The 13,961-nt window shown below is 29.7% G+C and carries 12 protein-coding genes; 9 read left to right on the top strand and 3 right to left on the bottom strand.

The features are described from left to right. Positions 1 to 409: 409 nt before the first annotated feature. Complete coding sequence (locus tag MHB48_RS10725) at positions 410 to 1,729, top strand: hypothetical protein (protein ID WP_342598085.1); 1,320 nt, start codon at positions 410 to 412, stop codon at positions 1,727 to 1,729. A gap of 463 nt (positions 1,730 to 2,192) precedes the next feature. Next, entirely contained in the window at positions 2,193 to 2,753 is a 561-nt protein-coding gene (locus MHB48_RS10720; RefSeq protein WP_342598084.1) for a hypothetical protein, read from the top strand. A gap of 363 nt (positions 2,754 to 3,116) precedes the next feature. On the opposite strand, the gene MHB48_RS10715 is transcribed toward MHB48_RS10720, so the two are convergent. Continuing rightward, positions 3,117 to 4,760 (bottom strand): hypothetical protein, encoded by a 1,644-nt coding sequence (locus tag MHB48_RS10715; protein ID WP_342598083.1) that lies wholly within the window; start codon positions 4,758 to 4,760, stop codon positions 3,117 to 3,119. 136 nt (positions 4,761 to 4,896) lie between these two features. Further along, positions 4,897 to 5,190, bottom strand: a complete 294-nt coding sequence (locus MHB48_RS10710; RefSeq protein ID WP_342598082.1) for an NUMOD4 domain-containing protein — start codon at positions 5,188 to 5,190, stop codon at positions 4,897 to 4,899. A 248-nt stretch (positions 5,191 to 5,438) separates the two neighbouring features. On the opposite strand from MHB48_RS10710, the gene MHB48_RS10705 reads away from it, so the two are divergent. From MHB48_RS10705 to MHB48_RS10685, 5 genes are all read left to right on the top strand, one after another. Continuing rightward, positions 5,439 to 6,005, top strand: coding sequence for a hypothetical protein (locus MHB48_RS10705; RefSeq protein WP_342598081.1), 567 nt, complete (start codon positions 5,439 to 5,441; stop codon positions 6,003 to 6,005). A gap of 676 nt (positions 6,006 to 6,681) precedes the next feature. Continuing rightward, positions 6,682 to 7,296, top strand: a complete 615-nt coding sequence (locus MHB48_RS10700; RefSeq protein ID WP_342601355.1) for an HNH endonuclease — start codon at positions 6,682 to 6,684, stop codon at positions 7,294 to 7,296. 70 nt (positions 7,297 to 7,366) lie between these two features. Continuing rightward, the gene (locus MHB48_RS10695) at positions 7,367 to 8,188 is read left to right on the top strand and encodes an HNH endonuclease (protein ID WP_342598080.1); all 822 of its coding nucleotides are present in this window, start codon (positions 7,367 to 7,369) and stop codon (positions 8,186 to 8,188) included. A gap of 456 nt (positions 8,189 to 8,644) precedes the next feature. After that, positions 8,645 to 9,481 carry a nuclease-related domain-containing protein gene (locus MHB48_RS10690; protein ID WP_342598079.1) on the top strand — a complete coding sequence of 279 codons (837 nt, stop codon included), beginning with the start codon at positions 8,645 to 8,647 and terminating at the stop codon, positions 9,479 to 9,481. Positions 9,482 to 9,705: 224 nt separating this feature from the next. Further along, entirely contained in the window at positions 9,706 to 10,308 is a 603-nt protein-coding gene (locus tag MHB48_RS10685; protein WP_342598078.1) for a recombinase family protein, read from the top strand. A gap of 225 nt (positions 10,309 to 10,533) precedes the next feature. On the opposite strand, the gene MHB48_RS10680 is transcribed toward MHB48_RS10685, so the two are convergent. Continuing rightward, a complete protein-coding gene (locus tag MHB48_RS10680; RefSeq protein ID WP_342598077.1) occupies positions 10,534 to 12,012 on the bottom strand; it encodes a DNA methyltransferase in 1,479 nt (492 codons plus the stop codon). 157 nt (positions 12,013 to 12,169) lie between these two features. Here MHB48_RS10680 and MHB48_RS10675 point away from each other — a divergent pair, with 157 nt between their 5' ends. Together MHB48_RS10675 and MHB48_RS10670 are read left to right on the top strand one after the other, a co-directional pair. Further along, complete coding sequence (locus tag MHB48_RS10675) at positions 12,170 to 12,625, top strand: BglII/BstYI family type II restriction endonuclease (protein ID WP_342598076.1); 456 nt, start codon at positions 12,170 to 12,172, stop codon at positions 12,623 to 12,625. An 11-nt stretch (positions 12,626 to 12,636) separates the two neighbouring features. Further along, positions 12,637 to 13,959 (top strand): hypothetical protein, encoded by a 1,323-nt coding sequence (locus MHB48_RS10670; RefSeq protein WP_342598075.1) that lies wholly within the window; start codon positions 12,637 to 12,639, stop codon positions 13,957 to 13,959. Positions 13,960 to 13,961: the final 2 nt, after the last annotated feature.

Raw genomic sequence — 13,961 nt, 5'->3', positions numbered from 1 at the left:
ATATCTCTAAGAACTGTTACAGTCACAAAAGAGGAAGGAAATATATTTCCGATACGATAGCATAACGTATTGATTTGAGTCGTCTAATCAGTGATGAATCACTGTTAGTTTTATTTCTATTAAAAAACTTAAATAATGCACACAAAATTTTAATTGATATAGGGTTATGTATGAGAAGGGGAGTGGAAAAAGACAAGAAGAGTATTACTTTTTATAAAACAGCACACAAAATCAATTCTGAAGTTGCAATAATTGTGAAGAGAAGAAAAACTTTCGATTAACATTTGAAAGTTTTTTTATTTTGTCATGTATTTGGAAAGGAAGATGATGCTCTATTTGAAGAATTCTATTAAGAAAATGTAACCAATAAAAGCATTACACCAAAAAACAACAAGGAGAACTAATAATCGTGACTAAAACAATTATTAACGTAGTAGATGCACCATGCGGATACGGAAAGACATCATGGGCAATACAATATATGAATAGTATGCCAGAGGAATCACATCAATTTATTTATGTTACTCCATTCTTAGATGAGGTGCAAAGAGTCAAGGAATCTGTAACTAGTCGTAGATTCCATGACCCCGTAGCAATAAATGGAGAAACTAAATTAGATGATTTACACAGAATGTTGGGTGAAGGTAAAGATATATGTACCACCCATGCACTATTTCAGATGGCGAATTCTCTAACTATTGAGCTTTTGAGAGTAAACAGATATACGCTTATATTAGACGAAGTAATGAATGTAATTGAACAAGTAAAATTAAAAAGAGACGATTTGAAGTTTTTAGAGAAAGCCGAAGCAATAAGTAAGGTTGTTCGAGAAAATGGTTTACATTATGTTAAATGGAATGAAGAAAAGAAAGATTACGATACGCAGTATAACAATATAAAGCACCTAGCACTAACTAACAACTTAATGTATTGTGATAGTTCTGCTCTCATTTGGAAATTCCCATGTGAGATTTTTTCTTCTTTTCATAATGTATTTGTATTAACTTATATGTTTAATGGGCAAACTCAAAAAGCTTATTATGACCTACATCATATAGCTTATAGATACCTTTCTATAAAAGAAGTTGATGAAGAATTTCAGCTTGTTCCTTATGATGATAGAAAGCTATTTGATAAAGAACAATTAAAAAAAATGATAAACGTTTACGAAGGTCATCTTAATAAAGTTGGGAGTGGAAGGTATTTTCTTTCTAGGAGTTGGTTTGATAAACCTCAAAATAAAGATTTAATTGTAGCACTAAGTAAAAATGCAAGAAATTATTTTATGAATATTTGTAAGGTGAAGATGGAAGAAACAATGTGGACAACAGTAAAGGGGAAGATAGAAAAGAAAAGTGGTAAAGGGAAAATTTCTAATAAAGTGACCCCAAGAGGATATACAAAGTCATTTATTTCTATGACATCACGTGCCACGAATGAATATAAAGAAAGACATACATTAGCGTATCTTGTAAATAGGTTTTTAAGTCCAATTGAAAAGAAGTTCTTTGAACAATATGATGTGAAAATTGACCAAGATGCTTGGGCAATATCAGAACTCGTTCAGTGGGTATGGAGAAGCAGAATTAGAGATGGTAAACCAATAAACATTTATATACCTAGTAAGAGAATGAGAGAGTTGTTTATAGCATATCTAACAAGTGATAAGTTTGAAGAAGCATCAGAGAATGCAATAGTAAATGAATTATCTGGTGATTGGAATATATAAATACTTAGATACTAGTACTACCTAAGCCCACAAGGAAAACCTAATAAAAATATGGAGTTTTTTTTAGATTCCTTAAAAAAAAGTATAATTTAAATTAACATCAAATTCTTGAAAGCGGGAACATTGTGTTTAATAAAATACAGAAATTCGTATTATAGGTAATGAAACTACCTAAGGACATAGTGAAAAGCCTTTAAAAATCAAAGGTTTTTATAAATTTCCTTAAGAAAAGAATTTAAAAACTAGTTGTATGGGGGGCAAAAAAATAACGACTTTTGAACATTCATCTCCGCTACGCTTCGCTTCACTTTCGATGAATTATTCTAAAAGTCATTATTTTTTCTCCCCCTTTTTAAATTGATAACCCATATATTGCTTGTATTTAGCTTCAAATTGTCAAATATTCAATCAATTAATTAAGATAGAAGTAATACAAAACAAACAAATGACAGGGGATTTCTATATGAATGTATCATTTAACACTGAAAGTTTTACGATTGATGAACAAAATAATCAAATTGAAAAAATAAAAAATTATTTGCTTATTGAAAATAAGATGGAAGCAAGCTTATCTGATGCTTTAAATTACTCCATTAAATTTACAGAAGCTAACTTAAATAAGAATAATTTAAATTTGGAAGAAGTTAAGAAAATGATGTTTAGTTATCTTATAACAGTATTCTTGTCACAAATAAGTGGCGATATAGAAATTCTTCCTGTGCATCTTTCTGCGTTGGAACGAGTTAAAAAGAAATTTAATTCTGAAGAGGTAGAAGAAATAGCAAGTATCTACAACAATATGTTAGAGGATTTTGAACTAGATAACATAGAGCCAATGACGATAGGTAAACTTATTAGATTTACAAATAGAAGTATGCCAACTATTTTCTTAACGTGTATGGGTGTAGAGAATGAAGAATTTATTAATCTAAATGATAATGAACTAGCTGATTTTATATTAATGAAATTTCAAGATAAAGAATTTAAGGAATATGCAGATTTTTGTTTTAACATAAAAAAATAAAATGCAATTTAAATAAGCTACATTGCCTTATACATCTAAATAATGACTTTGTTAAATGACATAGTTGATTAAGTGTGCTGATTCTACGTACGTGTAGAATCAGCTCTTTTTTGATTGTAGCATTTTCTGTAGCCGAATCTTTTCAAATACTCTAGTTTTAAATTTTCTTGAATTTACCCCGCTTGAAACATATATAGATATTCAATTTAAACAGAGCCAAAATTCTCAATAGAATCACAATTTTATTTAGAATTGAAAAGGGTTTAAAAAAAACATTTGTTGAATAGTTTATATAGAAACGAAAAGAGAAATGGACACTTTAAAAGTGTCCATAGAAAAAATAATATATATAGTTTTAAAGATTTATTTAAATTTTTGTAGTTCTAACCCAATTAATTCATAGCAACTAAATGTTAGAAAGCTTACACAATATAAAATATAGTAATTGTCATATTCGATACCTTGCTTACCCATCAATGCACCTGAGCTTAAATTATGTGCAATTCTATTTCTCAAAGTATACATTAGTCTATATTCATTACTATTAGCTAACTTGATAGCTTTTTTTATCAATGCAGATTCGTAAGTGTCGCTAAGGTTGGCAATGTCTTTAAAGTATTTGATACTACCTATCTCATATTTTGATGATATGTATCTTGAAAGCTTGTCTAATACAGAATATATTCTAGATAGACCAGCATATAATAAGTTTTTTTCATCTAAAAACCTTACGATTTCTGGAGATATATTCTTGCTCCATTCTTGAATTAAATAACCATTTTCAAGATTATAAGTATCGACTATGCACTTTTGAATGTCTTCTAGTCTAAAGAAAATATCCCAAATTAGTTGAAAGTTTTCATTATTTAAAGCATCTTTATTCAGAGAATTTAAATCTAAAAATAGCTTAGCTTTTAAATAATCTATTTGTTTTAAATCAAAAGTTTTATCAGTTTCAACAAAGAGCTTTTTATCAATAGGTTCTTCAAATTCAGCAAGCATAGGGATGTGTAATATTTCAAATATTTCGATATTTTTTGTGAAATCCTCAATGATACTAATTAAAACCATATAAAGATTATTGATGGCTGAAATCAGTTTTGTAATTTGTGGTTTAAGAGTCTTTTCATCATAATAGTTAGCATTATTATTGAATATTATTTCAAAAGATTCTTCTGCATTTTTTTTAACTCTTTCATTTATATCCAGAATATGTTTGGACATACTATGAGTATTATTCTTTCTGATTTCATCAATAAATTGTATATTTTTATCTATATATTCTTTTAATAGTTTGTATTGTCTAGATTCTTTACAATTTATATCTTTTTTTAGATAATCTCTGATTTTAACAGTTGTATTGAGTTCGTAATTATCTTTAAACTCAAATTTGTATTTTAAACCTAAATATACAATTATTCTTTCGTAAGAGTACCAGACAGATTCAATACTATTGTAAAAGAAGAATCTTGCGGTATGAAATGGTATGGTTTCTTCCTTTTTTTTATATTCTAATGCAATATCATACAAAGCAATGTCTTGACATGCTCTTATTAAAAAATGATGAATATCTTCAATTAAATTTAAAATATAACCGAAATTATCCATTTTGTCTGGTAAATTTTTCAAACCCTTGTTTTTTAAATGTTTTGCGACTATATCATCAATTTGAATTTCAGTAAAATGTTTTTTTAGGAAAAAATTGTTAATTTCTTCGGATTCTTTTTTTGATAGGGTACTAAAGTTTACAGTTAGACCTTCAAACATAGGAATAATTTTATCCAAAAGCTCGAACTCATTAAAGTAAAATTTTTGTTCAATTTCTTCTCTATCATAAAATCCATCATATTTTGTAAAATCAACATTTTGAATATTTATGGTGCACCCATTTTTACATTCACAAGCTGTGTCTGTATGAACTCTAATAGAAAAATCAAAACATTCTTCACAATAATATTTTTTATAGTAAGTTAAATAATTTCTAGAACGGAATAATTGTAGTACCATAATTAGCTCCTTTTTCTTAAAATTTTTTCTTTATCTTCTTTATCATACTACGAAAGAATAGAATTCGTTCTAGTCCCTTCTTTTTCTGACATATAAAACTCTAACAAGTTGTTGTCTCACTACTTCTTCACCTCACTTAAAAATGAATGCCAATTGTTTTTAGAAGTTTACAGCCAGTACTGTATTTTATTTTTAGTGACCCTTTAAATTCACTATTATCTAGCTTGGGAAATTCACTTTTCCATAATTCATAAAGATTATGGTTTTTAGATTCACCATTTTTAGTTAATTTTACAATATGAAAACCATATTCATCATTACATCTGGATAACGCTCTATTACTTTTCAGTGTGAAAATTCTACCAGTTCTAGTAATTTCATAATAGCCCTCGTATCCTTGTATTGCTCTTCGTTCTTCTTGGAAATCCATGTTTTCACTTTCCTTTCTCTAACTACCTATTCTTAAAGGAAATTTGATTAATGTTTATTCCATATTGTACTAATTAAAAGGTATAATTAAAACTATTAATAATTTAAGAAGTTTAACAAAATTTATTTTTGTCATCGTATGGTACATAGGATAAAAGATGATGTATTAAGTATTGAAGAACTAAAAGAAATCATTCGAAAGCAAAGCAATTAAAATTTACTAACTATGGTTATTAAAAGGGAGAAGTCATGGAGATTATATTACTACCACAGGTAATGGCAACGTTAATTACAAGTATTGTATCAATAATAGTAGTAACCATAAACATTGTTACTCAATTCAGAATGACAAAGAGTAATAGAATGTTGGCTAAAGAAATGGAAACTTTAAAGGATGAGTCGTCAAAAAACTTTTTGATGTTTTCCTTACATCAAAATAAAAATTTTGACAAGCAATTAGAATTATGGGAAAACCTGATTGACCTTGAGGAATTTGTAGATGAGCTTTGGGATAGTAACTTTCCACGTAATAGAAATAAAGCTAAGTCTTTTTCAAAAAAGGCAAAAATAAATTTAAAGAAATCTAGAATATTTTTAGAGGAAGACCTATATAGAGAGATAGAACGTATCATAAATATTCTCGATAGGTATTTATTCGGAAAAGAGTCTCTTGAAGAAAGTTATTACAAATATACAACTGAAAGTAGTGATATACAAATCCAAAGGCATATTGATGTTAACAGTGTTTTAAGGAATGAGTACAAAGAGTCTTTGGAAAAACTTGTGAAATATCTCAGATTGCAAAATAATCGTTGATTAACTTAATAGATATAAAGTCATGTTTGTGAAAAATCATCTTTTATGGTGATAATCACAACAAATTTTTTGATAGTCAATGTCAAGTTCCATTTAGCTTGAGAGCGTTCCTTTACTGAAGGTAGAGAGAGAGCAAAGTATCTCTAACTTCACATTCTATAGAAGTAAATCCGATTAATTTTTATTCCACATTATACCAATTAAAAGGTATAATTAAAACTATTGATAAATAAAGAAGTTTAACAAACTTATATAGTTATTTGAATTAAAAAGAAAAGGAGAGAATAGAATGTCTGAGGATCAAAATCAACAATTACAAAACCAGTTACATAGAGCTTTGGTTGAAGTAGCAAAAAGTGCAAAAAGCATTGGCTATAATCCAACTATATTCAATCAAATGATAGCAACTGAGGGTGGTTATACTACTGCTAAAAAATTGATTCATAGTTCCGAAACATCTACTGGTTTCTATAAGTTATGGGAATTTAATAGATTAGACTTATCGACTGAAGCAGTGATACTAAGAAAAGAATTTAGACCATTATTCACTAAAGAAGAACTAGAAATTGCCCAAACTAGGTTAACTGATTATCGTTATGAAATAGAAGAATCAAATGATGATGATGATGATGATGATACTCTACCACTTTTATCTACAAGTAAATTTACAGAATGGATATCAGAAATATTAGTGTCATTAAAAGAGCTTGGTGGGAGTGGAACTCTTGAAGATATATATTTAACGATACAACAAAAGAATCAGATTGATTTATTAGCTTATGTCGACTGGAAATCGCAAATAAGAAAACAAATATATTTACATTCAAGTGATTGTGATATTTTTAGAGGTAATCCTGGAGACGAAAGTGATTTGTTCTATTCAATAGAAGGAAAAGGCAAAGGTTATTGGGGCTTAAGAAATTTCAGTCCTACTAATAATAATGTTAGTTTAATTGAAGATGATATGAGTTTTGCAGAGGGGAAAAGAAAGCTTAGGACACATCTTGTTAGAGAAAGAAACCCAAAGATTATCAAACTTGCAAAAGAACGCTTCAAAGATAAACATGGAAGGCTCTTTTGTGAGGTGTGCGACTTTGACTTCTTTGAAAAATATGGAGAACTAGGAGAAGACTTCATAGAGGGGCATCATATAATTCCAGTGTCAGAACTTGAAGTGGGACAAAGTACTCTAGTAGAAGACATTGCTCTAGTTTGTTCTAACTGTCATAAAATGCTTCATAGACGAAGACCATGGTTAAACAAGATGGAACTTAGAGAATTAATAAAATAGATAACTAAGTGGAGATTTACTAACGAAAAGTTAAAATCATTTTTAATTATATTAGAAGGGGAGAGAGGATTTGCAACAGTATGAAAGGGAAATTATTTCAATACCTGCAAGTGGAACTTTAGATTTAATATATAAATATGGTATCCATGCCCACCCAGATAAGAAAGGTTATGAATATAAAAACTCGCTCTATTATACGTTTAGAGGAAAGGGAGGGGTAATGGAGAGGTTATATTTTGTTGAGGATATTTTTAGGCTGAATCCCTATGACAAAAATATAATTAATAATACTATCCAAGATACTACGCAAAAGAAAAGAGTTATTCATTATATAGAAGAAAGAAAAAATACATATGGTTTTAATGAGCAGAATACTGATTATAAATTCTATATACTAAAGCCTTACATTCAATTAAAAAATATGCCAAGGCATCCGAAACAAGCAAACCATTGTTACTTTACAATTAATGAACTTTTGAGTGGGAAAACGGAGCTGAAGATTTCAAATGAGAAGATTGATGTTACCTATTTTAATAACAGTGCTTTCATGTCTGAAGAGATTTCCAATAATCTAACTTATTTTGAGGGTTCTGCCCAAAAGGTATTGGTTAACAAATATGAAAGGAATACAAAAGCACGACAAGAGTGTTTGAAACATTATGGATACAATTGTACTGTATGTAATTTTAATTTTGAAAAAGCGTATGGAGAATTAGCCAAAGGTATTATCCACGTTCATCATATAATACCATTGCATGAAATTGCTAGTAAGTATGAAGTAAACCCTATTAAAGATTTACGACCTGTTTGTCCAAATTGTCATTCTGTGATTCATAGTAGAAGACCACCATATGAAATTGAGGAGTTAAGAGTGATTTTAAGCAATGAATAAACTGCTAATATTGAGTTACTGAAAAGCGTAAATAACTGAGTGTTTATATATATAGATGGAATTATCGTCGTTCAAATAGAGTATAGAGCATAAAAAGAAATCATAACCAATTCTCAAAAATGGAGTAGTTATTCAACGTAAAACAATCGAGTAGAAGGTTATTACTTCACAAAATGCAACAAATATTTAGTAATAGAAATATATTAAATTGATTGAGAAGTGGTGTTACTCTGATAAATCCTGAAAAAAATGGTTCTGCAACTCGTTCAGCGCTTCAAAACGGTGCGTCTGTAGTTGCATTATTCTTAACGACTGAAGCTGTGAGTGTAAAGTGTAATCCCAAGACTACTTCTTTTAAGTAGTCTTTTTCATGTTAATAAAATTGGAGTGTACAGAAGTTCGAATCCCTATAAACTAAAAGAGAGTGTCAACGATATAAAGGTAAGGGGGGAATTTATGATGTTTTCAAGGATTTTCGAAAAGGTATTTAAGGGAGAATCTACAAAAAAAGTCTCTGTTTCATATAAAGATAACACCGAGAACAAATCCAATATTACTTCTACAAGAATTGGTGACCTTGGAGAATATAAGATAAACATCCAACTTGACCAACTACCTAAAAATAGTAAATATCTTAGCGATGTGTTAATTGTCAATACTCATGCAAAGTCTGGTTATTCACAAATAGACCATGTTGTCTTTACACCATATGCGATATTTGTTGTTGAGACTAAAAATTATGCTGGGACTATATACGGTGATAGAAGCAGAGGTCGGTGGAGTGTTAATGGTAAATTTCCATTGATGAATCCTTTTAATCAGAATTATGGTCATATACAAGCGATTAAGGGAGTACTCGAGACATCTGATGAGACACAATTTGTATCAATGGTGTCTTTTACTAAAAGGTGTACATTTAAAGTAAATGAGGAACTAAGAAAGATACAATCGAATGATTTAATTGTATATGACACAGAATTATCTGAGTATATTTCTAGAAAGGTTAATGTGCTTAAGCTTCAAAACCCAGCACCGATTTATTCAGATAATGAAATACTGGATTTATATAATAGGTTAAAAGAAACTAACATAACTGATTCTCAAATAAGAGATATGCATATTGAAAAGTTGAAAGAAAAAGAAAATAGAGAAATCGTTAAGAATGAGAGTAACCTATCGACTTGTAAAACGTGTGGCAAGGCAGTTTCTGAAAAGGTTAAAGCCTATTGTTTATCAAATAAAGTACGGTTTAAGGGTAGTATTTATTGTTATGAACATCAAAAAACTCTATAAACGATTACTAAGGGTAATCCCTCCAACATATATATATTCGTGCATCCTCTTAAAAAGAGTGATGCTCTTTTTTATTAAAAGATTTATTAGTACAGAAGTTTCAACTTCTAGACATGCATTAAAATAGTTGAAAATGCTATGGTTAAATTGCTTTAAATAGTCTTTAAGTTAGTCTATAATTAAATGTATAAAACATAATTAACTTTTAGACAGGAGCAGATGATATGGCTGTCATTGGATATGCGAGAGTATCAACAGCAGGACAAGACAACGGATTAGAGACACAGAAGGTATTACTTGAAGAAGCAGGGGTAATAAAAATATTTCATGAGAAGATGACAGGAATAAGTACAAAGCAAAGAACAGCGTTAAAAGATTGTATTGAGTATCTAAGAGAAGGAGATACATTAGTCGTAACAAAGATTGACAGACTAGCACGTTCGATAATGGATTTAAACAAGATTGTAGATGATTTGAAAGAAAAAGGAGTTAACGTACAGTTCCTAAAAGAGAACATGACATTTGAAGCAGATGGTAAATCCAACAGTCTAGGTACTTTACTATTTAACATATTAGGTTCATTCGCACAATTTGAACGTGATTTGATTGTAGAACGTACTACAGAAGGGAGAGAAAGAGCAAAAGAACAGGGTAAACATATGGGGAGAAAAGCAGGGTTTTCACCTAAAGCGATGCAGAAAGCTATTGAACAATATAACAATAGAGCAGAAAATAAATTGAGCGTATCAGATATACTTAAATTTAATGGTATACCTAAAGCTAGTTTTTATGTTGAACTAAAAAAGCATGGAACAATAGCCAAATAAGCATTAAAGGAGTAGTCATTTTACAGGTTACTACTCCTTTAATGCTTATTTGAAATTTTTGAATATTTAAATAGTGTAAATGTTATAATCAATAAATATATTGAAAAGGGTGTTAAAATAGCGACTATGCTAAGCACTCAACTCAACAGACGGCATAGTTCTATGCGCAGAATCTTAAGTTAGTTTAATAAGAAAGTCCCCCGAAGGAAGGACTTTAATGTTTTTCTACTTTAAAAGTTGCTGAATCAAAGATTTTTTTTCATATTTTTCTGCAGGAAGCATAGAATATTCATCTTCAGAAATTTTAATATTTGAAATGATTGGAGGTAAATCTTTGAAAAAATAAGATTGTAGTTTTTCTTGAATAAATAATTCCTGAATCTCTATTAATGATACTTTCTTGTTATAGGATTTAGTTTGACCATTTGCATATAGATATGAGTCTTCACTTAATTTAAAAATAATATCATTAAGAAATTCTTCTTTTGTACAAAGTAAACAATCAACAGATAAACCAAATTTAGAGAGTGGTGCTTTACTGGTTTTTTCCTTAATAATATGATTTAGGGTATCTTTTTTCCCAATTAATGAATCATTAATGATAAAATAATAAGTAACCCTACCTATTTTGTTCTTTAGGATATCCTCTTCAGTAAGATCGCTTCTAATTGCAACAGATAATAAAAAATTTCCATAAACAGTATTTTGAAAAAGTTCATTTTCATTTACTGAATTAATACTTTTATTTAAGCTTTTTATAAGAGTTTTAGGGTATTTAAGTATTCTTAGTTTGGAGATTGATGATTTCATAATATGTTTAAGCTCTTCCTGTATCTCGTAGTAAGTCTCTATTTCTGGCCATTTCTGTTCGACTAGGGGGACTGTAACTTTTTCGAAAACTTGTTTATAATTTTTATTTGTATCAAATCCTAAATATTTTCTATTTAATAATTTAGCAGTTGCTAGTAAAACACCAGTCCCTGCGAAGGGATCAAATACTAGGTCCTCTTCATCAGAAGATAATTTTACTAATCTGGCCATCATTTCTGGAGGGAAAGGGCAGGCGTGTCTAAATTCAACATCGTCAAAAGATTGTTTACTCCCCCAGCTACCCTGAGTAGGTATATTAAATTTCCAAATATTCTCTGGAACTTTTCCTTCAGGACTATAACGTTCGGGATAATCGATCCACCATTCTTTTAGTTCATCGACACTTTTAATTTGTTCAACATTATATTTATAATCAACATTACTTTTAGTAAACATAAGAATATACTCAAATATATTTCTTGTTTGTCCTTTTCTTGACCAAGGCAATGTTTTTCCTTTATCCCAAATTATAGTATCCTGATGATACCAACCAATGCTTTCTAACATTCTTGCGAAATCATCAGGTAATCTTAACATTTTACCATCACGTTTAATAGTATCTATAATTATATAGAGAGAAGCGGTTGATTTTGAAAGAGAATATACTCCTTCAAAAATTGATTTCATATCTTCTAAATATAACTCATAGCTCTGTCCAAACCCCGATTGTTCACCATCTCCGTATTGTTTAGCATTCCAATAGGGTGGGGAAGTAATTGTCAGGTCGATAAAGGGCGAGGAGTCTATAGGAAAATAATTTTTTAACTTTGTAGAATTAGCAATTAAATATTTATTAAGGGTATTGATATCAAGTTCTTGGTTATTTATTTTCATGGTATTCCCTTTCTCGATGTACTACATCTATTATATCAATAAAACACACTAAGATCCAGTAAAAAGAATTGGAATATGAACAAGATGAAATATACAAATATATCTAGAGCCTTTTTATTAATGTTGTTTTAAAAAACATATTGAAAGTAGGAATCAGATGAAGTTAGCGGCTTGTTATTCTCACAGATACGGGGAAGAAGAATGGGCTAGACGGGATTTACTTGATTGGATCAAATCTATTTGTGAAGAATCAAGCATTGATGGATCTATGTCAAAGGTAGTAACAAAGCATTTTCGGGATCAATTAACTGCCAAAGGTTGGTCTGATCCAGTAAGAATTTCAGTAGATAGTAATGTAACTATCTTTTCTTTATATTCTGATTTGGCCTTTCAAGTTCAAACAGGAAATGTTAGTAGGTATGCATATGATTTACTAAAGCTACAGTATTTATATCAAGCAGGAAAAATAAATGCAGTAGGGTTTGCATTACCCTCTAAAGAAGCAGCAAAAAAAATGAACGATAACGTTGCAAATGCAGAAAGAGCATGGAAAGAACTATGTATTTTTGACAGAATTATTACAGTACCAATATTAATTTTAGCATTTGAATAGGAGAGAGAAAAATGGAAGATATCTATCGTGTAAGAGTATTACCTTCAGAAGTTAGAATAGAACAAATATCACTGGAACAAGAGCATACTGAACGAAAACATTTATTTCCTTATTATAAAAATGAGCCTCAAGATTTACCAGTTATAAGGATTCCAATTGGATTGCCCGTTTATAGAATGGCAAATTTTAGAACAATTACTAATCAATCAACTTATATTCGCAAAAATAATTTGAAAATTGATTTCTTTTCAAAGGGACAAGAAAATGAATCGGTTCAAAAAATTCAACATCACTTTTTATATCAATATTCCCAAAAAGGAAAAGGAGAAACGATAGTACCTATTAAAGAAGTATTGGAAACTGAAAAGCAACATGAGCCTCTTTTAATCACTTTTGATGGAGTAGTAGTAAATGGAAATAGAAGACTATCAGCTATGAGAGAACTATATAGTTCTGGTATTGAGCACTTTAGCCATGTTGATTGTATGGTTTTACCGATAAATGCAAATGTTGATGAATTAAGAGAAATAGAGATTAAACTTCAGATGACAAGACCTACAATTTTACCATACGAATGGTTAAATGAGGGTTACGCCATTAAAGAGCTTCTTCATGTTGGATATAGTAAGTCAAGAATAGCTGATCTCATGAGGAAAAAAACAGGTGAAATTGATATACGCATAGTCGCTGTTGATCAAGCGGAGTTGTATCTTTCTGAATGGTTAGAAGAACCAGGAGATTATTCTTTGTTAGAGGAAAGCAATGAACAAATGTTTATGGATATTGCTAGAAACTTAAAAAATAAATCTGGCGAAGACTTAGAAGCTTCTCGTTATATTGCATTTATTCTGGCGAATTATTCACGAAGCTTAGGAACAAGGGTTTATGACTATAAAGCCTCATTTGGAACTAAATCAATAGAAGTTCTAGAAAAACTTGCCAAAAGACATAATGTAGATTTAAGTCAAGTACCAGTTGATGAAGAACTACAAATTGAGCTAGACTTTGAAATTGATGATGAGCCAGGTACTGAAGCAATTACATCTTATAAACCTATCATTGAATTATTAAAAGATAAATCAAGATCAGAAGAATTAGTCGAAGATATAACAGATATTTTTGATGGAATAAAAGCAGAGGAAAATGATCAAAATAAAAGCCAGCTCGCTCTTAAAAAGATAAAGGAAGCTTTGACGAGACTAATGGAAGTTGATCTTACAAGAGCAGAGAATATAACTTATGATCCGATAAGTCAACAACTTGCATCGATACAACAAAGAGTTACTCAACTACAAAATGAGTTAGATACAATTATTCAAACAATAAGGGAGTAATA

The sequence above is a fragment of the Psychrobacillus sp. FSL H8-0483 genome (assembly GCF_038637725.1).
In the GTDB taxonomy this organism is placed as follows: Bacteria; Bacillota; Bacilli; order Bacillales_A; family Planococcaceae; genus Psychrobacillus.
The sequence above is the reverse complement of the archived record's forward strand: the minus strand, read 5'-3'. Positions and strand labels throughout refer to the sequence as shown.